The sequence below is a fragment of the Microbulbifer sp. CnH-101-G genome (genome assembly GCF_052466775.1).
Genome location: NZ_CP174292.1, coordinates 4,094,465 through 4,117,388 on the forward strand (window position 1 = coordinate 4,094,465; position 22,924 = coordinate 4,117,388).

A 22,924-nucleotide genomic window follows, 5' to 3' on the forward strand; every position below is an offset into this window, starting at 1 on the left:
TCCTTTGCATTTGTTGCTGGATAACAGCTTTCCAATCACTCCACGCTGATCAGCTGCACCGTGCCATCCGGTAGCACTTCGGCGATATTGCCTTTGGGCTCCTCCAGGAACAGGCAGGCGAAGAAGATCACCGCTGCTGCGCCGCAGATAATCAGGAAGAACTGGCTGTAGCTGACATAAGACAGGGCGGTGAGGAAAGTAACAGCACCCACGTTACCGTAGGCCCCGGCCATACCGGCGATCTGCCCAGTCATGCGGCGTTTTACCAGGGGCACGATGGCGAATACGGCACCCTCACCGGCCTGCACGAAGAAAGAGCAGCACATGGTGGCAACTACCGCAGCGGGAATCCACCAGCCGCCGTTGATCTGGCTCAGTACAAAGTAACCCACTGCCAGGCCGCCGATCAGGAACATCAGGCTGCGGCGGCGTCCCAGTTTGTCAGAGAAGTATCCGCCGGTTGGGCGGGCCACCAGGTTCATAAAGGCGAAGCCAGAGGCGAGCAGGCCGGCCTTCACCGGGCTCAATCCTTCAAAGGTTTCCAGGAAGAACAGGGGCAACATAGAAACCACGGCCAGCTCAGAGCCGAAGGTGACGAAGTAGGCCAGGTCGAGGATGGCTACCTGCTTGAAGTTGTATTTCTCCAGCTCGGGCACACCTTCGCGCAGGTGGTCTTTGTTTACATTCCAGATCATGCGGGTCTGGAAGGCGAACAGTGCTACCAGCAGTCCCCACATTACGTAGGTGGCATTTTGGCTCAGCAGGGCTACGCCACTGGGAGACAGTTTATAAGCCAGCGCCGCCAGTGCCAGGTACATGGGCACATTCATCAGCAGGTAGAAGTAGAAATCCCGCTTGCTGGTCACTTCCAGGCCGCCGCTCTTCTTCGGCTTGAAGTAAGTGGAGCCTTTAGGGGTGTTGCGGGCTACGCGGTAGTAGATGATGCCGTACAGGCCGGCGATGATGCCGGTGAGGCCCAGGGCATAGCGCCAGCCGTCTTCACCGCCGAACAACAGGGCGATGGTGGGCAGGGTCATGGCACCGGCAGCAGAACCGAAATTCCCCCAGCCGCCGTAAATACCTTCTGCCAGGCCGACTTGTTTGGCTGGGAACCATTCACCCACCATGCGGATACCAATGACAAAGCCGGCACCCACAAATCCCAGCAGGAAGCGGAACAGGGCAAGGGATTGGTAGCTGTCTGCGGTGGCGAAGCCCAAACAGATTAAAGATGAGGTCATCAGCAGCCCGCTGTACACCAGGCGCGGCCCCAATTTATCCACCAGCATACCGATAATGATACGGGCGGGGATGGTGAGTGCCACATTGAGGATTAACAGGGCTTTTACTTGCTGGCTGGTGAGGTCGAACGCTTCCTTGATAAAGACCATCAGCGGAGCGTGGGAGAACCACACCACGAAGCTTAGGAAAAACGCAAACCAGGTAACGTGCAGCGTCTTTATTTTGGGATCGCCCCAATTAAATAAATTGAGGCCGCTGGATTGACTCATGACTAATTTCTCCGGCTTCACAGCAACTTAGAGGTGGATAGGGTCATGGCCGATAGTATTTGAGCAGCGCTACAGGGAAAGTATACAAAGGGGGTAGTTGGGTACTACATAAAGGCTTTGGTGCTTGGTGTTAGCCCATTTGGGGTAGTGCCTTTTACGGGGAGCTGGTGCCTATTGAATAAGGTTTACCCCTTGTTGAGTAGCCATAAAAAATCGCCTTATGAGCGGAGAGTTTTTGGGAGTAATTGTGATTGCCGGGGTTTTTATGCATCTTGCTGGCAGGTGGCCTCTACCGGTAATGCTGTTTTCAATCCGTTCGTAGCGGCGCAACAGGTGCGTATTGATCGGGCAGCCGATGTGGTGACCAAATCATTTTCCCGAAAACTGAAAAAATAGGAGAAGCCCGCCGTGCAATATACCCAGCAACTCGCCGGGCGTGTGCTGATATTTGCCTCGGCCATGTTTGCTGCGAACTTTTCCGTGTGGACACTCTATGCGGTGCTTGGAGTGGAAGTCCGTGAGCAGCTAGACCTCTCAGCCACAGAATATGGCATCTTACTGGCCGCGCCGATCCTGAGCGGTGCGCTACTGCGTTTTCCCGCCGGCTTGTTGGTGGAATATTTCTCGGCAAAAAAACTCATCCTCCTGCAAATGCTATTGCTACTCCCCGTACTTTTACTCTTGCCGTTTATCGAGAGTTACGGTGAGCACCTACTGGCCGGTTTGTGGCTGGGGGTTTCCGGGGTCTCCTTCGTGTTGGGTATTCGCTATATCACTCCGTGGTTCGAAAGGAGGCAACAGGGCACCGCGATGGGCATTTTTGGTGCAGGCAACGCCGGGGCAGCGATTACCCTGGCCCTGGCGCCAGCGATCCAGAATTGGCTGGGGCGTGAATGGATTGGGTCGATTTATGCGGTCGGTATTTTGCTTATGGTGGTGTTATTCGAATTTTGTGCGCCTGAAGAAACTCGATACATGCGCAGTCGCAGCAAGGCAAAAATTCATCACCATCTAAGAGCACTGATGCAGATCAAGGTGTGGCGCTATGGGCTCTATTATTATTTTGTCTTCGGCAGCTTTCTCGCACTTTTACTGTGGCTGCCGAATTACTACCTGGCGGTGTACGAAGTCAGCACCCAGGTGGCGATGGCGCTGACCCTGCTGTTTGTGGCCCTGTCCAGCTCGCTGCGTGCGCTGGGTGGCTGGTTTGCAGATCGCTATGGTGCGCGCACGGTGAATTGGAGTGTGTTCTGGACTTGCCTGGTAAGCCTGTTTTTTCTCAGCTATCCCCCGACCAGTATGACGATTCATGGGGTGGAACGGGATGTGCATCTAAATATCGAGGTGAGCATAGAGCTGTTTACCTTGTTATTGCTGGTGATTGGTATTGCCCAGGGGTTTGGTCGCGCTTCGGTTTACAAGGCGATAAACGATAATTTTCCGGCACATATGGGCAGTGTCGGTGGCACTGTAGCCACAATCGGTGCGCTGGGTGGTTTTACTCTGCCGGTCCTGTTTGGTATCGCACAGGATTTAGTGGGTATTCACAGTGCGGCGTTTATGTTGCTCTACGGCGTACTGGCAGTTTGTATGTTGGTCATGTACCTGGCAATCCAGAGGGAGCAGCATCAACAGCGTTTGGCCTTCGCCAGGCAAAATAATTTTTTGCATGAGGATGCGAGTAACTCTGCGGCTTTGCCAGATAGGTAGCGCCCACTACCAAAATCGAATTATGTTTGTGTAAAGGGTAGGAAGTATTTATTTTTTTCTACCGAAAAAAACTGTGGTTTCATCCACGTCTGAAAAATTGTAATTTGTCACTGTCACTCCGTTGTTGCAAAGGAAAAGCGTAATGACCATTTCCAGATTTCCCAAAATTTTCGGTGCTCTACTGTTGGGGGCCTGCAGCACAGTCGCATTGCAGGCCGCTGCGCAAGATGGTGAAAATGCCACTCTTGTCGACGCGCTTAAATCCGGTGAAGTTGGGTTGAATCTGCGTTATCGCGTGGAGATCGTCGACCAGGAAGATTATGACCAGGATGGTATTAATGGGGATGCACTCGCGTCCACGCTGAGAACCCGCCTCAACTGGCGCAGTGGCACCTATCGCGGTTTCAGCGGTTTCCTTGAGATGGACGATGTTACTGCAGTCGGTAACGACAACTACAACTCCACCGTCAATGGAAAAACTAATTATCCGGTAGTGGCCGATCCAGATGGCACCGAGGTTAACCAAGCCTATGTTCGCTATAACGGTGAGAATTCCATAATTACTGCTGGTCGCCAGCGTATTAACCTAGATGGCCAGCGTTTTGTTGGTGGTGTTGGCTGGAGGCAGAACGAGCAGACTTACGACGGCATTCGCTATCAGTATGGCAGCGCTGACAGCCTGCAGCTGGATTACAGCTACGTATACAACGTAAACCGGGTTTTTGGTGAAGATAGTTCCAATGCTGAATTTGAAGGCAATATCCAGCTGTTACACGCAAGCTATCCGATCGCCGATGGGCATAAACTGAGCGGCTTTGCTTATAACCTCGATTTGGAAAACGCAGTAGCTAATGCAAGCCGCACCTATGGCGTGGACTACAAAGGCAATTTCGGCCCTGTAAAAGCCAATCTGAGCTACGCACGCCAGAACGATATTGCGGATAACCCTTTCGATTACAGTGCGGACTACTACTTGGCGGAAGTTGGAGCCGACCTGGGCCCGGTAACCGCAAAACTCGGTTATGAAGTGCTGGGCTCTGATAACGGCGTTGGTTTCAAAACGCCGCTGGCTACCCTGCATAAATTCCAAGGCTACACCGACCAATTCCTGGCAACCCCCGGTGACGGCGTAGAGGATATGTATATCAGCGGCGCTATGAAAATAGCCGGCGGTAACTTGAATATGGCCTATCACAACTTTGATGCGAATGAAGGTTCCGCAAATTATGGCCATGAGTGGAATATCAGCTACGGCCGCAAGCTGACAGAGGAAATTTCTGCACTGGTGAAATACGCCTCTTACCAGGCTGACGATCACAACGTGGATACCGACAAGTTCTGGTTAATGGTGACCGCGAATTTCTAATTAAATAAAGCCGCTTCATAGCGAGGCCCCGGCTCTGGTCGGGGTTTTACTTATTAAAACCGATCAATTTCTGTAGGGGAACTTTTCGGTTTTTAGCCATTCTGCCCACTGAATTTCCACTTTGTGATGTTATTTCCCTTAACGGTTGGCATCACTGTGAGTACCTAAGGAGTACCACCTTTGCCCCAAGCATAAATTAACCAACTTGATACACTGACATCAGTTTAAACACCGAGTCCCGCTACCTAAACCGCGTCGTTTTTTATTGACGTTGCAAGGTGCCGGGACCGTGGCCGTACCGGCCACCAGGGTCTAGCGGGAAACTGCGCGGCCTCCCGAAATTGGAAAGGCGTTTAATGTTACAAGACAATTTTGGCCGTAGGTTTTACTACCTGCGCCTGTCCGTGACGGACATCTGCAACTACCGCTGCAACTACTGCCTGCCCGAGGGCATCGGTTGCGGACGTTCCCTGGAAGGGGAAAATCCTCTCTCAGTCGCTGAGGTGGGCACACTGGTGCGCGCTTTCGCTTCATTGGGGACGGAAAAGGTACGCCTTACCGGCGGAGAGCCCTCCCTGCGCAAAGACCTAGTGCCGCTGCTCGAAGCTGTGCGCGCTAGCGATAAGATTCGCCGCTTAGCCATCACCACCAACGGTTACCGCCTGCCCAGTCAGATTGACGACTGGCACCGTGCGGGCCTGGATCAGGTGAATGTCAGCATCGACAGCCTCGACCCGGCTCAATTCCACCATATCACCGGCCACAATCGCCTGGATAAAGCCTTAGCAGGCCTGGATCGCGCTCTGGCCTTGGGTATCGATACCAAGGTCAACGCAGTGCTGATGCGCCAGTACAATCTGGCCGAGCTGGATAACTTCCTCGCCTGGGTTCGTGAGACTCCGGTGACCCTGCGCTTTATTGAGTTGATGCGCACCGGCGATAACCGCGAGTTCTTCGCCAGCAACCATGTCTCCGGTGGCGATATAGAAACCCTGTTGCTGCGAGAAGGCTGGGAGCAGATGATCCGCACCCGCGATGCCGGTCCGGCGCGGGAGTACTACCATCCGGATTACGCCGGCCGTATCGGCCTGATTACCCCTTACGGCAAAGACTTCTGTGCAAGCTGCAATCGCCTGCGGGTATCGGCCCAGGGCAAGCTGCACCTGTGCCTGTTTGCGGACCAGGGCTTTGATATGCGTGAAATCATCGCCGCTGGCGATAGCGAGGCACTGGCAGCCCATATCCGCGAGTTGATTGTGGATAAGACCGCAGGCCACCAGCTGCACGAAGGTTTTACCGGCGCTACCCGCAACCTGGCGATGCTGGGGGGCTAGGGTTATGGCCAGGGCTCTTGTTAGTAAATCGACAATCGGCGTGGTGCTGGCCGGCGGCCGCTCCAGCCGGATGGGCCGCGACAAGGCCTTGCTGGCCCACCCCCAACGGGGCAATTTCTTGCAGCATGCCGAGGCATTGCTGAGTGAACTTCCGCTGGATAAAGCTGTGACCAGCGGTGCCCGCCCCGGAGCGATTGAAGACCTGGTGCCAGAGCGGGGCCCTCTGGGCGGCCTTTATTCGGTAGCCCTGGCAACCGGAGCCGATGCGGCCCTGGTAATTCCGGTAGATATGCCCCTGCTCGGGCGGGAGCACCTCGCAGAGTTATTGGCAGAGGGGCAGGCAAATGGCCGGCCCTGTTATTTTGAAAACTTCTTTTTTCCCCTGTGGCTGCCTTTAAATGGCGACTGCCTGGATTATTTGCGCCGTGCCGTCGAAGGCAGTGCGCGCAATTCTGTCGGCGCGCTGCTGCGTCACCTGGGGGCCAAATCCATACCCATAAAAAGTGCTGGCGATTGGCATCGCAATATCAATACGCCGGCAGATTATCTCGGCTTGAGTACGCCGGATAAAACTCCAGAAAACAGTTTTTTGAGAGACCACTGATTATGTCCGCACACGCTAGCAAAGAATTTGTACCGCTCAATATTGCGGTACTCACTGTATCCGATACCCGCAACGAGCAGACCGATACCTCTGGCCAGTACCTGGTGGAAGCCCTCAAAACGGCCGGCCATCAGCTCGCGGATAAGCGCATTACCCCGGACGATGTTTACCAGATGCGCGCGGTGGTCTCCGCCTGGATTGCCGATCCGAAAGTGCAGGTGGTATTGGTGACCGGCGGTACTGGTTTTACCGAGCGCGACTCCACGCCGGAGGCCCTGAGCCCGCTGTTCGACAAAACCGTCGACGGCTTCGGCGAGCTGTTCCGCCATATTTCCCTGGGGGATATTGGCAGCTCCACCGTGCAGTCCCGCGCGCTCGCCGGCCTGGCTAACCGCACACTGATATGTTGTATGCCCGGTTCCACCGGAGCCTGTCGCACAGCTTGGGAGGGCATATTGCTGGAGCAGTTGGATGCCCGCCACAAGCCCTGCAACTTTATCCCCCATGTGCGCTTTGCCAGCGCACCCTGCGAGAGCCGGGGGTAATTTGTGAGCCAGTTAACCCACTTAAACCAGCGCGGCGAAGCCAGCATGGTGGATGTTACCGAGAAGGACATCACCGACCGCAGCGCCCTGGCCGAGAGTAGTATCTGTATGAGTGCAGAGGCTTTTGCACTGCTGAGCCAAGGGGCGCACAAAAAAGGTGACGTGCTCTCTGTAGCTCGCATCGCCGGCATCCAGGCCGCGAAGAAAACCTCGGATTTAATTCCCCTGTGCCATCCACTGGCGTTGACCAAGGTAGCGGTGGATTTCGAATTACAGCCGGAAAAACACAGTGTGCAAATTACCGCTTTCTGCCGCTTGGCCGGGCGCACCGGAGTAGAGATGGAAGCGTTAACCGCAGCTTCGGTAGCGGCGCTGACCATTTACGATATGTGCAAAGCCGTGGACCCGGCGATGGAAATCGGCCCAACCCGGCTACTGCAAAAAACCGGCGGTAAGCGCGGCCACTGGCGCGGCGATGCTGCGGACAAGGCGTAAAAATTTCAGAGGTGTAAAGCGATGGTAAAGGTTCTGTTTTTCGCGCGTCTGCGCCAGCAATTGGGCATGGGCGAGACTACCCTGAAGGACTTTTCCGGCAGTCTTAGCGAGTTGCGCAAAACCCTATGTGAACAGCACCCGGATTGGAGCCCGCACCTGCAAAGGGATGATATTCGTATGGCCCTGAACCAGGAGCTGGCAGAAACCGGAGCCCAGGTGAAGGCTGGGGATGAAGTTGCATTTTTCCCGCCGGTTACCGGCGGTTAGTGGTGCCAATATGACAGCCGTTGATCGTATTGAAGTCTGTGAAACGCCCCTCGAAGTAGCGGCTGAATATACTGCGCTGCAAGGCAACAGTGGCGATGGTGCCTGCGCCCTGTTTGTGGGTTCGGTGCGGGATTTCAATGCCGGTAGTGATGTCTGCGGCCTGGCCCTGGAACACTATCCGGGCATGACTGAAAAAAGCCTGCAACGGATTATCAATGATGCCCGCGATCGCTGGTCCCTGGGGCGTGTGACTATCGTCCACCGTGTTGGCCCCATGCAGATCAACGACGAGATTGTTTTTGTCGGCGTTACCAGCCCCCACCGCCAGGCTGCCTTTGCCGCCTGCCAATACATCATGGATCGCCTCAAAACTGAGGCGCCTTTCTGGAAGCGTGAAGCGGTTGCGGATGAGTCCGGTAAGCCTTCAGAGCGCTGGGTCGAAGCTCGGGCTAGTGATGCTGCGGAGATGGAAAAGTGGTCTGCCGGCTGAGCCTGCTGCTATCCGCTTTAATGGTGGCCATCGCGCTGCCGGTTAATGCGGATAACTGCACCTTGCGGGTGGCGGTAGCGGCCAGCTTCCGCCCGGCACTGGAAGAGGTACTGCCGGAATTTGAGCGTCGCCATGCCTGTGTGGTGCAAATCAGTAGCGGTAGCTCCGGGGTGCTCTACCAACAAATAGCGCACCGCGCGCCCTTTGATTTATTCCTGTCTGCGGATCGCGAGCGACCTGAACTGTTGGAAAAGCAGGGTGGGGCACTGGGCAACAGTCGCCAGACTTATGCCCTGGGTTTATTGGCTCTCTGGCACCCAAAATCGGAATCGAATATCGAGCAGTTACTGCAAACCTGGCCCGATAAAATTGTATTAGCCGACCCGAAAGTAGCACCCTTCGGCAGTGCCGCACGGCAGGCGCTGCAAAGCCTGGACTTGTGGAAGAAAAAACAAACTCAATTAGCCCGGACCCATAATGCCGGCCAAGCCTATTTAATGCTGGATTCCGGCAATGCGCAGCTGGGCTTTGTCGCCGCCAGCCAGATGCAAGCAGCCGGCCGCGATAACTACTGGTTGCTGCCGCAGCATTTGTATAAACCCATTGAACAGCAGCTGCTGATTCCCACCCAGAGCCGCCGGCCTAAAGAGGCGCAGTCCCTCGCTGAGTATTTGCGTTCAGGGGAAGTGCAGGTGCAACTACACCACTTGGGTTACGGTGTTTTGCCAACTCAAGATCGAAGTAGAGATGGGGGGAGTGGCTTATGAATATCGCCGCTGCCGAATGGCAGGCCCTGTGGTTAACTTTAAAATTGGCCGGCTTAACCACCTTACTCCTGTTTATTATCGGCGTGCCCTTGGCCTGGAAATTGAGCCAATGGCAGAGCCGCTGGCGCCACGGTATCGAGGTATTAATTACCCTGCCGCTGGTACTGCCACCCACGGTGTTGGGTTTTTATTTACTGCTTTTATTTTCCCCTAACTATGCGCCCGGGCAGTGGTTGTCACAACTTTTTGATGGCCCCTTGGTGTTTTCCTTCACTGGCCTGGTGTTTGCGTCAGTGATTTATTCCCTGCCGTTTATGGTGCAGCCGCTGTTGGCCGCGTTTAATGCCAATGGCCAGCGCCTGACCCAGGCTGCCGCAGCACTGGGTATACCGCCCTGGGCGGCATTATTAAAAGTTCTTTTGCCGGCGAGTCGCGCCGCTATTGTGAGTGCCTGCGCTTTAACCTTTGCCCATACCCTGGGTGAGTTCGGGGTAGTGCTGATGATTGGTGGCTCTATTCCCGGTGAGACCCAGGTGGTTTCTATTGCTCTTTATCAACATGTGGAGGCGATGGAATACGGTGCGGCGCACCGGCTGGCTTTGATGTTGATGGGAATTACTACGGTACTGCTACTCGCTGCCCGTTGGCTGGGACATAGTTTGGCCCCGCGCGGATCAAACAACGAGCAGGCTAAACCGGTAATGGGGGTGCTGGGCTAATGGAAATCACCTTACCCCTATTCGGTACTGCGTCTACCACTTCTGATTCCACCGGACTGAGTGTTTCAGGGCTGGTGACTCCGCTTAACGCTGCGAGTCCCTGGCAATTAGAGCTGCCTGCCTCTGGGATTTTTGGCCTTACCGGCCCCTCCGGCAGCGGCAAGAGCACATTACTGGCTGCTTTGGCTGGCCAGCGCCACTGCCGTGGCAATATCACTTTTGCCAATACGGTTTGGCAGCGCGGACGCCGCGCCCTGGCTACCCACAAAAGAATGCTTTCTTTGGGCTTTCAGGACAGCCGCCTGTTTGCCGGCCAGTCGGTGGCAGATAACCTGGCACTGGCCCGCCGTTACAGCCGCAGGCCACTACCTGAGGAAGAGCATGATCGGCTGCTAAAGGCTTTTGGTATTGAACCGCTACTCCATCAGCCGGTAGAGCTATTGTCTGGTGGAGAGGCCCAGCGTGTGGCTGTATTGCGCCAGCTTTTTAACAACGCGCCGCTGCAATTATTTGATGAGCCACTTTCAGCGGTAGACCGCGCCCAAGTACTGCGGCGCCTATTGCCGACCCTGCGGGATTTCTGGGCTCGATATCCGGCGCTGGTAATCTGGACCAGTCACGACTTTGATGAAATCCAGCTGCTGGCCCAGCGCTGTTTGTGGATGGATTCTGCCAATTTGTCCGCCCCACTTTCTTTACCTGAAGTTGCCCTGCGTCTGGATAGCCACGGCGTAGGGGATAGCTGCCGCAGCCGGATTGAAGCGCGAGTGGAATCCCTAAACGATGGTCTGCTGACTTTGGATTTAGGGGGGATTTCTATCTTTGCAGATAGGGTGGCGGGCCATTATCGCAAAGGCGATACCGCAGCTTTTCTGCTGGAAGCTGGAGATATTAGCCTCAGTGTAGAGAAGCCGGGCCTGTCCAGTATCCTCAATTGCCTGCCGGTAACTTTAGTTGCTAAGCAGAACCTTACCGATGGCCGCATTCGCCTACAGTTAGCCGCTGCTGGGCAGGTGTTTTACGCAGATATTTCCCGTCTCTCCTGCGAGCGTCTAAAACTATGCGAAGGGACTACCTACTTTGCCCAGTTTAAGGCCGGTAGTCTTGCCGGTTTGTAAGCCTCTTACTTCTCTTTGAATAATCTTGTACTGAAAACTTCTGCGGAATATGAAGGTTCGATATGGCTGAGGGAAATGGCTGAGGGGAGAGGTATCGCTTCTTCACCAGTGCATCATAAAAAAGGGGAGGTAAAAACCTCCCCGAAGCAACGGTATCCCGTGAGTCAAACTGAATTAAGGGTTATAGAACTCCCCGTTTTTACGCAGGTAGAACCAGTAGTTAACCACCAGGCAAACAGCGTAGAAGATGGCAATGCCTGCCAGGGCGTATTCCGGGGTAGTGGCTTTGATCTGCTCGCCGAAGACCTTGGGAATATAGAAGGCACCGTAGGCGGCAACTGCTGAGGTCCATCCCAATACCGGACCCGCCTGCTCTTTCGGGAACACCATGGCGATGGTGCGGAAGGTAGAGCCATTGCCAATACCGGTAGCGGCGAACAGCACCAGGAACAGCAGGAAGAAGGGCAGGAAGAACTCTTCCGGCGTGGCTGAGCCGTAGGCGGCCTTCATGTAATAGGCCACACCCAGGGCACTAGCCACCATGATTGCGGCACAGATTTGGGTAACCAGGGCTCCGCCGATACGGTCGGAGATCCAACCACCTACCGGGCGAATCAGGGCGCCGATAAACGGACCCATCCAGGCGTACATCAGGGCGCTGGGGCCATTGTTGTTGATGGTATCGTGAGTCATTACCCCATCCACCATTACGTGGCTGTATCCGAAGATCACTTTGATTGCCAGGGGGAAGGCTGCCGCGAAACCGATAAAACTGCCGAAGGTCATGGTGTAAATGACACTCATCACCCAGGTGTGCTTGTTGTTGAAGATGCGGTACTGACGCTGCAAGCTGGTTCTGATCTCACCGGGCAGCAGTTTCAAACCGAACACGGTAGCAGTGATTACCAGCACCAGCACGATTTCCTTGGGCACGCCCCAGCCTGAACCGTTGGCCGCTTCGGGAAGTAGCAGCCACAGACCTGCGATTGCGGTGAAGAGGCCGATTCCCAACATCATGGTCATCTTCATCATCGCGCCGATAGAGCTGCCCACATCCGGGGTGACTTCGTCGGTGCGCAGGTTGTTCATGCCGAACCAACCCACAAAGGCCAGCGGGATCAGGAACAGCAACCATACGAAACCGGCATTTTGAATCCACGCTTCAGAACCGGCCGGTATCTTGCCGATCAGTGAGCCAGAGCTGCTCACCAGGGTCATGGGGTCGCCGCCAGCAGCGCCGAAGGCACCGAAGGTCATAAACAGCGGTACCAGGATCTGCATGGTGGTAACACCGAAGTTGCCCAGACCCGCATTCAGGCCAAGCGCCAGTCCCTGCTTTTCCTTGGGGAAAAAGAAACTGATATTGGACATGGAAGAGGCGAAGTTACCACCGCCGATACCAGACAGCAGCGCCAGCAACTGGAATACCCACAGTGGAGTCTCCTTGCTCTGCAGGGCGATACCGGTGCCGAGGGCGGGGATCATCAACAGGGCTGTGGTAAATACAATAGTGTTGCGCCCACCGAACAATCGAATAAAGAAACTACTGGGTATTCGCAGGGTAGCGCCGGTGAGGCCGGCAATGGCCATTAGGGTAAACAGATCGGCTTTGGCAATGGGGAAGCCAAGGTTGAGCATTTGAACGGTAATAATGCCCCAGTAGAGCCACACGGCGAAGCCGCACAGCAAACTGGGAATGGATATCCACAAATTCCGGTTTGCGATTTTCTTGCCCTTGGACTGCCAGAATTTGCTGTCCTCCGGGGCCCACTCGTAGATGTCAGACACGGCGGCCACTCCTCCTCGAAATGATTCGTACAGCCACTATGGGCCGGGGTTTGAGCCTACTCAATTACCAACAGGAAGTAACCCTTTTGCCCTGGAGTAATAGCTACCTCTTAGGGGGTAAGCGCCGAGATGGGACGCTATGGTAAAGTCACTGTACAGATTTAAACCAATTTTCAGATTGAAGCGGGGCTCTCTATGATTTCTTCTGCTACGGTAATGATGGTCGATGACCACCCGCTATTTCGCAAAGGTCTTAAACAATTATTTGCAATGGAGCCCGGCCTGGAGCTGGTGGCCGAGGCCAGTAGTGGAGAGGAAGCGTTGGTGCTGGCCAAGCAACACGAGCCGGACCTTATTCTATTGGACCTGAATATGCGCGGTATGGATGGGCTGGATACACTGCGCGCAATGCGCGCTGCAGATGTTTCCTCGCGTATCGTGATACTCACCGTTTCTGATAATAATGCCGACGTGGTGTCTTGTATCCGCGCCGGTGCCGATGGCTACCTGCTCAAGGATATGGAGCCCGAGGATATTCTTGAACAAGTCATTCTGGCTACTCATGGCAAGCTTGCAATTAGCCAGCGTCTCACAGAAATTCTCGCCTCGGCACTGCGCAAACCGGATAACTCGGGAGCGGATATCCTCTCCTCTCTCACAAGCCGTGAATACCAAATACTGCAATTGATCGCCGATGGCCTGAGCAACAAATTAATTGCTCGCGAATTAGATATTAGTGATGCAACAGTGAAGGTGCACGTTAAACACTTATTGAAGAAATTGGGGATGCGCTCCCGTGTGGAAGCCGCTGTGTGGATGGTCAATCAAAGGCGCCCTGATTTCCAGGATCGAAACCACTGATCAATCTGCCCTCACCGCAAAGGACTGAAGTAAGAGAAATTCTCTATGCCCACTATCGACTGCTGTAGCCAACCGGGTCTGATGCCCATAGAAAGTGCCCGCGAAAAACTTCTCGAAGCACTGAGTCCAATCAGTGGCACTGAGACTTTGCCCCTGGCACAAGCCGCCGGTCGGGTATTGGCTGAGGATGTTTTCTCCACCGTTAATTTGCCACCTTGCGATAACTCAGCAATGGATGGTTACGCTCTGCGCTTTGAAGACTTGGCCAGTGGCTTGCCGCTGGAGCTGATCGGCAAATCTTTTGCCGGAGCACCTTTTGACGGTGTAGTAAACCCGGGCACTTGCGTGCGTATTATGACGGGAGCCGCAGTACCCCCCGGTGCGGATACGGTGGTGATGCAGGAAAATGTCGATGCCCAGGAAGAGTCGATACGTATAAACGGTGAAGTTCGTCGTGGGGATCATATTCGCCGCTGCGGTGAAGATGTGGCCGAAGGGGCTAGCTTGCTTAAGGCCGGAGAGCGTATCAGCGTTCCCCATATCGCCCTGCTCGCCGCTGCCGGTGTTGGCACAGTGGCAGTAGTGCGCAAACCAGTCATTGCCCTTTTCTCTACTGGCGATGAACTGCGTCAGCCCGGCGAAGCCCTGGGTAAAGGCGATATCTACGATAGCAACCGCATCGCTCTATTGGCTGCTCTCGATCAGTTGGATCTGGAAATTTTGGACTTGGGTATTTTGCCAGATAACAAACAGGCCATTACCAATGCCTTGCAACGCGCTTCCCAAGAGGCCGATGCCATTATTACTTCCGGTGGTGTCTCCGTTGGCGAAGCGGATTACACCCGCGAAGTGTTGGAAGAACTGGGAGAGATCGGCTTCTGGAAAGTGGCGATGAAGCCAGGCAAACCTTTTGCCTTTGGTTTCCTACAGGGAACCCCTTTCTTCGGCCTACCCGGCAATCCGGTTTCCGCTTTGGTTACTTTCTACCAGCTGGCCGTGCCGGCCCTGAGTGTGATGAAAGGCGATCAGTGGACTGGCCCGCAGGCCTTACAGGCAAAACTGTTAAAACCCCTAAAGAAAAAGCCCGGCCGTACCGATTTCCAACGTGGTGTTTATGGCACTGATGAGAATGGGACTTTGGTGGTGGAGCCGGTTGGCACCCAAGGGAGCCATATTCTTTCCGGCCTGGCTTCTGCTAATTGCTTTATTGTTTTGGCGCGGGATAGCGGCAGTGTAGAGGCTGGGGAGAAAGTGGTGATTGAGCCATTGGGGGTGCCGTTGGGGTAGGGTTTCACAAGGGGGGAGGGTTCAAACCTTTGACTGAAAAAATCAACAAGGGAGATATTTTCTACTATATCTACAGCCTCCTTCACAGTGAAGATTATCGCAGGCGTTATGCAGACAATCTCAGTAAAGAACTTCCCCGCATCCCTTATGTAAAAACCGCCAAGGATTTCTGCCGCTTCTCTCAAGCAGGTCGTGATTTGGCTGAATTGCACTTGAACTATGAGAATATTGAACCTTATTCTGCATCTATTGACTGTGGTAGGAGCACTGTTAATCAGTTAGAAGCTAGAGACTTTATGTCACTAAGATGAAGCGCCCCAAAATCAAAGTGGATGGCAAAAGCGTTAATGACAATAGCATCGTTATTTATAACGAGCATATTACGGTCAGGGGTATACCACTATAAGCTTATGAATATGCGGTCAATGGTAAGGCTGCTATCGAGTGGATAATGGAGGCCAAGCTTTGGCTGTAGATAAAAAGAGCGGGATCGTCAATGATGCCAAAGATTGGGCTATAGAAACCATGAAAATCATTAAAGCTTTGCCGGCCCTTGATATAGATTGATGGACAAAAATTAGGCAAAGCGTCATTATTACAACGATTTGGAGAGCCTCATCTGGGTGAGTTGAGATGGCAAACGGAAAAGTACTGAGACAATTGATAAAGGCCGGAGCTAGCGGTGATAGCTCTGCGTTTCGTCGTGCGTCTGAAGCCGTTATTCAGGACGAACGCCAGAAACAACACCACCTATTGGCAAATGATCTAGAGCAGATTCTATATGGAGAGTCGCTGGCTTCCAGTAAAGGGGCTGTTCGCTCTCTATTACCTATCCCTCCTACTGATAAGGAGCGCGGCCTTCCTCTATTGGATATTCGACAGGCACAACGCTCTTTGGAAGAGATTATCTTGCCGGAAGGTAGCCTAGAGGCTGTAGAAGAGCTGCTGGAGGAACACCGCAGAGCAGATGTGTTGCGTAGCTACGGCATGAAACCATCTGGCAAGGCCTTGTTTTATGGCCCTCCCGGTTGCGGAAAAACCTTAGCTGCTGAAGTCGTCGCCTTTGAATTGGACTTGCCGTTGGCAATCGTTCGCTTAGATGCTCTGGTTTCCTCTTTCCTTGGGGAGACAGCAGCAAACCTGAGAAAGGTCTTCGATTTTATCGCAGATCATCAGATGGTGGTCCTGTTTGATGAATTTGATGCGATTGGTAAAGAGAGAGCCGATTCTTCCGAGCATGGTGAATTGCGCCGTGTTGTTAATGCCGTTTTGCAGATGATGGATGCTTACCAAGGAAAAAGCTTGATCCTTGCCGCAACCAATCATGAGCAAATCCTGGATACAGCCATTTGGAGAAGGTTTGAAGAAACCATAGATTTCCCGTTGCCGGGTAATCAAATCTTACAACAGCTATTGGCTTTGAAGTTACGCGGAGTGCGCAGGCATTTTGAACTTGATAGCAAGCAGCTGATAACGATCTTCAAGAATAAGAGTGGAGCTGATATTGAACGCATAGTCCGCAGGGCGGTTAAGCGTATGATTCTCCGCAGCCAAGAGTTTCTGACATTAAAAGACCTTAAGCAGGCAGCCAGTCGGGAAAAATAACGAGTAGTAACAGTACAAGGAAATTGAGTTGTAATGGCAGGTGATAAGGAACATCTACGAATAGAAAAAGAGAGCCTCAATAACCCCCGCCGATCTGGTAGGCCACCAAGATTTGTGCGCCGCAGTGATCTTGCAGGTCATGGACAGAAGCTTTCAGCCTCTTTGACTACTGCTTCAGCTATTGTCAGGCGGCAGAATACTTCTAAAGCCGGACATTACATTCTTAAGCTCAAGTATGAAGGTGCATTAACCTTTAAAAATCTTCAGGCTCACGGTATTGAATTCATTAGTCAGGAAGATAGCGAAATATGCGTGGTGTTTACCACAGAACAAGGTCTAGCTACTTTCACTGATCATCTAACTCGATTGGGTATTGATGACCAAGATATTACCCATAAGCAACTGCTACAAGCTCTAACATCAATTGATGCTTGGAGTGAGGAAGATCGAAAGAGTTGGGCAGTTAAGCATCACGGATTCCCTCAGGAGGAGCAGTTTATCCTCGATGTCGAGCTGTGGCCTGTGGAAATGGCTACTTCTAAAGACAGGGCAGAGCTACTTTCTTCTTTTGAGCAATGGCTGAAAGACAATCAGCTAATCCAACTGGACAGAGTCAATCTGGACAGTTTTCTAATGTACAGGGTGCAAGTTAATCCCGCGCAGGCACAACAACTGTTATCGCATATTGATGTTCGCCTTGTCGATTTGCCGCCAGTTAGTGGTATCGACTATCAGGTGATCAGCCGAGATATTGCAGAAATTCCGCAAAATATACCGTCTCCGGCAGATAATGCCCCTAAAGTCTGTATATTGGACAGTGGTATTAATACCAATCATCCATTAATAAAGTCGGCAATGGCAGAGAGTGCTAGTTTTGTTGTAGGTGAAGATGAGTCCGATTTAGCAGGCCATGGAACTCAAGTAGCGGGCATTGCTTTATATGGAAACCTGGAAGAGTGTAATGCCGCAAACTACTGGGCTCCCCAGGCCTGGATTTATAATGGAAAAATTCTTAATAAAGAGTGTGAGTTTGACCAGGAAACCATTGAGTCAACTTTGGTAAAAGCCGTCGAGCACTTTGTTGAACTAGGTTGTCGGATTTTTAATCTCTCGATAGGTAATGAGAACTCTCCATACGATGGAAAGCACATTCGAGGTATTGCTTATATATTGGACTTCCTGTCCAGAAAGCATGACATTTTGTTTGTTGTTTCTGTCGGCAACTTCCGAGGCTCGGATGAACCGCCTATCCCTAAAGATAGCTGGCGAGATGAGTATCCAGAATATCTATTGGGTGAGCACAATGCCATTATTGACCCGGCCCCTGCACTGAATGTTCTTACGGTTGGCAGTTTGGCATTACATGATGCTACCCGTAGCCATGAGCAGCGTCCAGAAGAGATCGATCACTTAGCTGCGGCGAAAATGAATCAGCCATCTCCCTTTACAAGGCATGGGCCATCAATTAAAGGCGCTCTTAAACCAGAGCTGGTGGCGCATGGCGGTAATTTTGCTTCACCAATGCGTTTTGAAGGAAAGCAGTGGCAGAATAGAGATGGTGAGCCTGGAGTGCTTAGCTTAAATCCTGGTTTTATCGGCAATACGCTATTTGTTGAGTGTCACGGTACAAGCTTTTCTGCTCCCTATATTACCCACTTAGCAAGTAGATTACTCAGTAACTATCCAGATACCTCGGCCAACATGCTCCGAGCTATGTTAATAAACCAGGCGAACATGCCACGAGAATGTATAGCTACCTTTGAAGAGCAGTTTATTAAAGACTATGCCAAAGCTAATAGCAGGCGACCACCATGTCATGATGTTGCAGGGTATGGTCAGGCTAACGAAGAGAACCTTTATCGTTCAGATGAGTCTGCTGTGGTGCTTATGGCAGAAGACACGATAAAGAATGATAGCTACCAGTTTTATGAATTGCCTTTACCGGAAGAGTTTTTGAGAACGAAGAAAGCGACTCGAGAAGTTCGGGTGGCTCTTTGTTACTCCCCTGCTGTTAGAACAACAAGGCTTGAATATAAAGCAACCAAGATCGTTTTCAATTTGATTAGAGGTGAGTCTCTAGAAGAAGTGCAGAAGCATTTTCATAAAGAGAAGCAGAAAGAGAACAAAAAGCTTGGCGATACTATCTCAAGTAAAAATAACCGAGTTATATCTTCAGAGCTTCGAAGCAAAGGGACAGCCCAGTGCTCTCAGTGGACATTTAAGAAACTCAAGCCGAAAGATAAGTGGTTTGTGGTCGTAACTAGGCAGGATGCCTCTGGCTGGAGTGATACCTTGAGCCTTGAAGATGAGAGCTATTCATTAGTTGTAACTGTGGCGGATAGAGAGAATGAGGAAGCCCAATTGTACACGCAAATTTCACAGCAGATAGAGATTAAACAGAGGGCTAGAGCGAGAAGTTAGTTTCCCTTCTTTTCAAATAAATAGCTTGGAAGGAGTAAATAATCGGTCCTGAAACAGTCGCTGGGTATTATGGTACTAGGTCTGTGTGGCTAAATGGTCTAGCTATTTCAATCAGCTTTTGGGCACTGATATCCTCAGTCAACTTGATGCGTCGGGTCCACTTTTTCTGCTCTTAAAAGCAATTCCATGAACAGATTTAGATTGCGTTTTCGGGCACTGTTATTTTGACAAAAAAGGCTGCCCAAGCATCCCCATTCGCCTCCTGATTGACTTACTTTTTCCCCATAAATTTGAGAATTTATGTGATGAGAATGTTGTATTTCAATAGAAGTACAACCCCTACCATTAAGTCTTATATGGTTTAAAATTTTTCTAGAATAAAGCACCCGTTTCCCTGTGTTGAGGCGAAGGCTTGGTTTTTTTCTGGGCGACTAAATATCCCTAATTTATTATCAGGCGCTAAAAACGGAGCTAGTATTAGAAATATTCAATAGCATTCATCAAAGACTAAGGAAAGTACACTGACATGGCTTTGTATCAGAGAGGATCAGCTTGGCCCTTTGGGCTCGCTGCTCTACGGCAGCTTTGTCGCCTCCGAGTCGAACCTGAGTTCGAACGAAGCCTGGGAGTGGGCCATATATAAAGGAGCTCGCATAAGCGGGGAGTGTGCGAGAGGATGAGCTTTGCCCTTTGGGCTCGCTGCTCTGCGGCAGCTTTGCTACCTCCGAGTCGAACCTGAGTTCGAACGAAGCCTGGGAGTGAGCCATATATAAAGAAGCTCGCATAAGAGGGCGGTATGCGTGAGGATTAGCTTCGCCCTTTGGGCTCGCTGCTCTACGGCAGCTATGCTGCCTCCGAGTCGAACCTGAGTTCGAACGAAGCCTGGGAGGAGTGAGCCATATACAAGAAAGCCCGCATAAGCGGAGAGTGTGCGTGAGGATGAGCTTCGCCCCTTGGGCTCGCTGCTCTGCGGCAGCTTTGCTGCCTCCGAGTCGAACCTGAGCTCGAACGAAACCTGGGAGTGAGCCATATACAAGAAAGCCCGCATAAGCGGGCTTTCTTGTATATGGCCCGCCCGAGAGGATTCGAACCTCTGACCTTCGCCTCCGGAGGGCGACGCTCTATCCAGCTGAGCTACGGGCGGTTTTGGCTATCTGTGCCAATGGGAGGCGGATTATACAGAAGGGTGAGGGCGTGTGAAAGGACTTATGGCGCTTATACGCAGGCTTTGGCAGGGGGCGGCACAGTGCTTATAATGCGCGGCGTGGAAGTTTGCGGCAGTAAATCGATAGTCTACGGGCCAACTCACTTCGGCCCTTTGGGGGAATAGCATGAAGAGCATTTTGGGTATTGTGGCGGCACTGGCCGTCAGTGCGGCTGCGGCAGTAGCCCAGTCTGTTAACCAGGAAATTGAACAGCGTATCGCTCCGGCGGGTGAGACCTGTATGAAGGGCGAGGAGTGTGCGGCGGCAGTAGCGGCAGCCCCGGAAGCTGCCAGTGGAGGCGCCCGCAGTGGTGAAGATATCTACAATAAGAGCTGTACTACCTGTCACGCGGCCGGTATAGCGGGCGCGCCTAAGTTTGGTGATGCCGCTGCCTGGGCACCGCGTATTGCCAAGGGCATGGACACTCTTTACACCAATGCCATCAATGGTATCAATGCCATGCCGCCCAAGGGCCTGTGTATGGATTGTAGCGATGACGAAGTGAAGGCTGCGGTTGATTATATGGTGGACAACAGTAAGTAAGCTGTTTCACTATCGGAAAAAGGCCGCTTATTGAGCGGCCTTTTTTATTTTGGATATCTGTTTTTGCTGGTACGGCAATATTTGAAAATTTTTAATCAATAAGAGATTAATCAAACATACTCAGCAAAGACCCCAAAGTTTCCTCTCCCTTCGCCTGATTCTGCTCCGGCGTCGCCTTGCCAAACCCCTCTAGCAATACATCCTCTTCCGGTAACTCGTCAATAAAGCGGCTGGGTGTGGTGTCCTGGGTTTCGCCGAACTGTTTGCGCTTGCCCGCCAGGGTCATGGTGAGGGTACGCTGGGCGCGGGTAATGCCCACGTAAGTGAGGCGGCGCTCCTCTTCGATGTTGTCGTCTTCGATACTGTTGCGGTGGGGAAGTAAGTTCTCTTCCATACCGATCATAAATACGTGGGGGAATTCCAGGCCTTTGGCGGCGTGGAGGGTCATGAGGCTGACCTTATCGGTGGCTTCCTCTTCTTCCTGGCGCTCCAGCATATCCCGCAGGATCAGTTTGGAGATGGCCTGTTCCAGGCGGATATCCTGCTCCAGCTCATCGTCGGTGCCCTCCATAATCTTGTTAAGGCTTTCCAACAGCCAGAACACATTCTCCATACGCTTCTCGGCCACCTTCTCACTGCTGGCGTTTTGCGAGAGCCAGCCGGCGTAGTCGATATCTTCCAGCATCTCGCGCAGGGCACCATTGGCGCTGGTATCGCGACAGTTGCGCTGCACCCCTTCGAGCCATAGGGCAAAGCGATTCAAGCGCTCGTAGCCCTGCTCGTTGATATGCTCCTTAAAGCCTAGTTCCGAGCAGGCTTTGAACATGGAGATCTCGCGGCCCTTGGCATAATTGCCCAGGGCTTCCAGGCTGCTGGTGCCTATTTGGCGGCGCGGGGTATTGATAATGCGCAGGAATGCATTGTCATCGTCTGGATTCACCAACAGGCGCAGGTAGGCCATCACGTCCTTGATTTCAGCGCGGGCGAAGAAGGAAGTACCGCCGGACATCTGGTAGGGAACCTGGTGTTCCTGCAGTTTCATTTCGATCAGGCGCGCTTGGTGGTTGCCGCGATAGAGCACGGCAAAATCCATAAACTTGCAGCCGCGACGGCTCTTTTGCAGAAAAATCTCGTTGGCGACTCGCTCCGCTTCCTCGTTTTCATTGGCCACCTTGAGCACGCGGATCTCCTCACCCAGGCCGCGATCGGACCACAATGCTTTGTCGAATTCGTGAGGATTGTGGGCGATCAGGTGGTTGGCCACTTTGAGGATGCGGCTGGTGGAGCGGTAGTTCTGCTCCAGTTTGATCAGGCGAAGGTTGGGGAAGTCGGTCTTCAGCGCACTCATATTCTCCGGGCGCGCGCCGCGCCAGGCGTAGATAGACTGGTCATCGTCTCCCACCACTGTGAGGCCGCCGCGCCCGCCCACCAGCAGCTTCACCAGCAGGTACTGGGAGTTGTTGGTGTCCTGATATTCGTCCACCAGCAGGTAGCGAATCTTTTTGCGCCAGCGTTGCAGCAACTCTGGATCTTTGTCGAACAACTGTACCGGCAGCAGGATCAGGTCGTCGAAGTCGACGGCATTGTAGGCCTTGAGGGCTTCACAGTAGCGATCGTAGGCAACCGCGATGGCCTGCTCACCGGGGCTCTGTGCCTGCTCTAGGGCACGGCGCGGGGTGAGCATATCGTTCTTCCAATTGGAGATCTGGTTTTGTACCCGATCCAACAGGTCTGTATCCAGGTCGCCATCCCTGAGCATCAGCTCCTTGATCAGGGCGCGGGCGTCTTCCGCATCGAAGATGGAGAAGCCGGGCTTAAAGCCGGCAGCGCGGTATTCCTTACGCAGGATATTCAGCCCAAGGTTGTGAAAGGTGGATACGGTGAGGCCGTGACTCGCTTTGGAGCGCTTACCATCCGGGCCCGCCAGCAGTTTGCTGACCCGCTCTTTCATCTCCCGTGCCGCCTTGTTGGTGAAGGTGAGGGCGGCGATATTGCGCGCGGCGTAGCCACACTGCTCGATCAGGTAGGCGATCTTGCGGGTGATTACGCTGGTCTTGCCAGAGCCGGCACCAGCCAGTACCAGGCAGGGGCCATCGACATACTTCACGGCTTCGGATTGGCGGGGATTGAGCTGGGTCATAGATGGGGCTGCATCTTCGCGTCGCGGAAAAGCGGGAGATTCTAGCAGTCTTGGCTCGAATCATCCCAGTACCAGTGCGAACCACCGGCCACACGTATACTTTGCCCTTGGGATTGGCTATAACTGCGCCATATTCCCTGCTTGTGTA

The 22,924-nt window shown here is 52.9% G+C and carries 20 protein-coding genes, 1 tRNA gene and 1 riboswitch; of the genes, 17 read left to right on the forward strand and 4 right to left on the reverse strand.

Annotation, left to right across the window (positions count from 1 at the left end; translation table 11 throughout):
• Positions 1-35: 35 nt before the first annotated feature.
• The gene (locus ACJJID_RS18185) at positions 36-1,511 is read right to left on the reverse strand and encodes a NarK family nitrate/nitrite MFS transporter (RefSeq protein WP_444920684.1); all 1,476 of its coding nucleotides are present in this window, start codon (positions 1,509-1,511) and stop codon (positions 36-38) included.
• Between the two features lie 408 nt (positions 1,512-1,919).
• Here ACJJID_RS18185 and ACJJID_RS18190 point away from each other — a divergent pair, with 408 nt between their 5' ends.
• From ACJJID_RS18190 to ACJJID_RS18240, 11 genes are all read left to right on the forward strand, one after another.
• The gene (locus tag ACJJID_RS18190) at positions 1,920-3,221 is read left to right on the forward strand and encodes an MFS transporter (RefSeq protein WP_444920685.1); all 1,302 of its coding nucleotides are present in this window, start codon (positions 1,920-1,922) and stop codon (positions 3,219-3,221) included.
• Between the two features lie 142 nt (positions 3,222-3,363).
• Positions 3,364-4,587, forward strand: coding sequence for an alginate export family protein (locus ACJJID_RS18195; protein WP_444920686.1), 1,224 nt, complete (start codon positions 3,364-3,366; stop codon positions 4,585-4,587).
• A gap of 217 nt (positions 4,588-4,804) precedes the next feature.
• Positions 4,805-4,955, forward strand: a riboswitch (molybdenum cofactor riboswitch).
• On the forward strand, positions 4,944-5,921 hold the full coding sequence (gene moaA, locus ACJJID_RS18200; protein WP_444920687.1) for a GTP 3',8-cyclase MoaA: 978 nt from the start codon (positions 4,944-4,946) through the stop codon (positions 5,919-5,921). It overlaps the preceding riboswitch by 12 nt.
• 4 nt (positions 5,922-5,925) lie before the next feature.
• Positions 5,926-6,525 (forward strand): molybdenum cofactor guanylyltransferase, encoded by a 600-nt coding sequence (mobA, locus tag ACJJID_RS18205; protein WP_444920688.1) that lies wholly within the window; start codon positions 5,926-5,928, stop codon positions 6,523-6,525.
• 2 nt (positions 6,526-6,527) lie between these two features.
• Positions 6,528-7,070, forward strand: a complete 543-nt coding sequence (gene moaB, locus ACJJID_RS18210) for a molybdenum cofactor biosynthesis protein B (RefSeq protein WP_444920689.1) — start codon at positions 6,528-6,530, stop codon at positions 7,068-7,070.
• Between the two features lie 3 nt (positions 7,071-7,073).
• Positions 7,074-7,565: a cyclic pyranopterin monophosphate synthase MoaC gene (gene moaC / locus ACJJID_RS18215; RefSeq protein ID WP_444920690.1), complete on the forward strand. Its 492-nt coding sequence runs from the start codon at positions 7,074-7,076 to the stop codon at positions 7,563-7,565.
• 21 nt (positions 7,566-7,586) lie between these two features.
• Positions 7,587-7,832: a molybdopterin converting factor subunit 1 gene (gene moaD / locus ACJJID_RS18220; RefSeq protein WP_444911913.1), complete on the forward strand. Its 246-nt coding sequence runs from the start codon at positions 7,587-7,589 to the stop codon at positions 7,830-7,832.
• Positions 7,795-8,322: a molybdopterin synthase catalytic subunit MoaE gene (moaE, locus tag ACJJID_RS18225; protein ID WP_444920691.1), complete on the forward strand. Its 528-nt coding sequence runs from the start codon at positions 7,795-7,797 to the stop codon at positions 8,320-8,322. The genes moaD and moaE overlap by 38 nt, the downstream gene beginning before the upstream one ends.
• Positions 8,307-9,089 carry a molybdate ABC transporter substrate-binding protein gene (gene modA / locus ACJJID_RS18230; protein WP_444920692.1) on the forward strand — a complete coding sequence of 261 codons (783 nt, stop codon included), beginning with the start codon at positions 8,307-8,309 and terminating at the stop codon, positions 9,087-9,089. Before moaE ends, modA begins: the two co-directional genes overlap by 16 nt.
• Entirely contained in the window at positions 9,086-9,808 is a 723-nt protein-coding gene (modB, locus tag ACJJID_RS18235; protein WP_444920693.1) for a molybdate ABC transporter permease subunit, read from the forward strand. The genes modA and modB overlap by 4 nt, the downstream gene beginning before the upstream one ends.
• The gene (locus ACJJID_RS18240) at positions 9,808-10,926 is read left to right on the forward strand and encodes an ATP-binding cassette domain-containing protein (protein WP_444920694.1); all 1,119 of its coding nucleotides are present in this window, start codon (positions 9,808-9,810) and stop codon (positions 10,924-10,926) included. Before modB ends, ACJJID_RS18240 begins: the two co-directional genes overlap by 1 nt.
• 174 nt (positions 10,927-11,100) lie before the next feature.
• Here the strand turns inward: ACJJID_RS18240 and ACJJID_RS18245 are convergent, their stop codons facing one another.
• A complete protein-coding gene (locus ACJJID_RS18245) occupies positions 11,101-12,714 on the reverse strand; it encodes an antiporter (RefSeq protein WP_444920695.1) in 1,614 nt (537 codons plus the stop codon).
• 195 nt (positions 12,715-12,909) lie between these two features.
• On the opposite strand from ACJJID_RS18245, the gene narL reads away from it, so the two are divergent.
• From narL to ACJJID_RS18270, 5 genes are all read left to right on the forward strand, one after another.
• A complete protein-coding gene (gene narL, locus ACJJID_RS18250; RefSeq protein WP_252084129.1) occupies positions 12,910-13,575 on the forward strand; it encodes a two-component system response regulator NarL in 666 nt (221 codons plus the stop codon).
• A 45-nt stretch (positions 13,576-13,620) separates the two neighbouring features.
• On the forward strand, positions 13,621-14,862 hold the full coding sequence (gene moeA / locus ACJJID_RS18255; protein WP_444920696.1) for a molybdopterin molybdotransferase MoeA: 1,242 nt from the start codon (positions 13,621-13,623) through the stop codon (positions 14,860-14,862).
• Between the two features lie 29 nt (positions 14,863-14,891).
• Positions 14,892-15,173, forward strand: coding sequence for a type ISP restriction/modification enzyme (locus tag ACJJID_RS18260; RefSeq protein ID WP_444920697.1), 282 nt, complete (start codon positions 14,892-14,894; stop codon positions 15,171-15,173).
• A gap of 322 nt (positions 15,174-15,495) precedes the next feature.
• Complete coding sequence (locus ACJJID_RS18265; protein ID WP_444920698.1) at positions 15,496-16,467, forward strand: AAA family ATPase; 972 nt, start codon at positions 15,496-15,498, stop codon at positions 16,465-16,467.
• Positions 16,468-16,500: 33 nt separating this feature from the next.
• A complete protein-coding gene (locus ACJJID_RS18270) occupies positions 16,501-18,888 on the forward strand; it encodes a S8 family peptidase (protein WP_444920699.1) in 2,388 nt (795 codons plus the stop codon).
• Between the two features lie 1,067 nt (positions 18,889-19,955).
• Here ACJJID_RS18270 and ACJJID_RS18275 read toward each other — a convergent pair.
• A tRNA-Arg gene (locus ACJJID_RS18275) sits at positions 19,956-20,032 on the reverse strand.
• Positions 20,033-20,219: 187 nt separating this feature from the next.
• On the opposite strand from ACJJID_RS18275, the gene ACJJID_RS18280 reads away from it, so the two are divergent.
• A complete protein-coding gene (locus ACJJID_RS18280; protein ID WP_444920700.1) occupies positions 20,220-20,636 on the forward strand; it encodes a c-type cytochrome in 417 nt (138 codons plus the stop codon).
• Between the two features lie 106 nt (positions 20,637-20,742).
• Here ACJJID_RS18280 and rep read toward each other — a convergent pair whose 3' ends face one another.
• Positions 20,743-22,776: a DNA helicase Rep gene (gene rep, locus ACJJID_RS18285; protein WP_444920701.1), complete on the reverse strand. Its 2,034-nt coding sequence runs from the start codon at positions 22,774-22,776 to the stop codon at positions 20,743-20,745.
• Positions 22,777-22,924 lie beyond the last annotated feature (148 nt).

What these genes read in the sequence shown, in the direction of transcription:
- ACJJID_RS18185 (WP_444920684.1), bottom strand. Translation starts at nt 1,511, where the DNA reads ATGAGTCAATCCAGCGGCCTCAATTTATTTAATTGGGGCGATCCCAAA.
- ACJJID_RS18195 (WP_444920686.1), top strand. Translation starts at nt 3,364, where the DNA reads ATGACCATTTCCAGATTTCCCAAAATTTTCGGTGCTCTACTGTTGGGG.
- moaA (WP_444920687.1), top strand. Translation starts at nt 4,944, where the DNA reads ATGTTACAAGACAATTTTGGCCGTAGGTTTTACTACCTGCGCCTGTCC.
- mobA (WP_444920688.1), top strand. Translation starts at nt 5,926, where the DNA reads ATGGCCAGGGCTCTTGTTAGTAAATCGACAATCGGCGTGGTGCTGGCC.
- moaB (WP_444920689.1), top strand. Translation starts at nt 6,528, where the DNA reads ATGTCCGCACACGCTAGCAAAGAATTTGTACCGCTCAATATTGCGGTA.
- moaD (WP_444911913.1), top strand. Translation starts at nt 7,587, where the DNA reads ATGGTAAAGGTTCTGTTTTTCGCGCGTCTGCGCCAGCAATTGGGCATG.
- moaE (WP_444920691.1), top strand. Translation starts at nt 7,795, where the DNA reads ATGAAGTTGCATTTTTCCCGCCGGTTACCGGCGGTTAGTGGTGCCAAT.
- modB (WP_444920693.1), top strand. Translation starts at nt 9,086, where the DNA reads ATGAATATCGCCGCTGCCGAATGGCAGGCCCTGTGGTTAACTTTAAAA.
- ACJJID_RS18240 (WP_444920694.1), top strand. Translation starts at nt 9,808, where the DNA reads ATGGAAATCACCTTACCCCTATTCGGTACTGCGTCTACCACTTCTGAT.
- narL (WP_252084129.1), top strand. Translation starts at nt 12,910, where the DNA reads ATGATTTCTTCTGCTACGGTAATGATGGTCGATGACCACCCGCTATTT.
- moeA (WP_444920696.1), top strand. Translation starts at nt 13,621, where the DNA reads ATGCCCACTATCGACTGCTGTAGCCAACCGGGTCTGATGCCCATAGAA.
- ACJJID_RS18265 (WP_444920698.1), top strand. Translation starts at nt 15,496, where the DNA reads ATGGCAAACGGAAAAGTACTGAGACAATTGATAAAGGCCGGAGCTAGC.
- ACJJID_RS18270 (WP_444920699.1), top strand. Translation starts at nt 16,501, where the DNA reads ATGGCAGGTGATAAGGAACATCTACGAATAGAAAAAGAGAGCCTCAAT.
- ACJJID_RS18280 (WP_444920700.1), top strand. Translation starts at nt 20,220, where the DNA reads ATGAAGAGCATTTTGGGTATTGTGGCGGCACTGGCCGTCAGTGCGGCT.
- rep (WP_444920701.1), bottom strand. Translation starts at nt 22,776, where the DNA reads ATGACCCAGCTCAATCCCCGCCAATCCGAAGCCGTGAAGTATGTCGAT.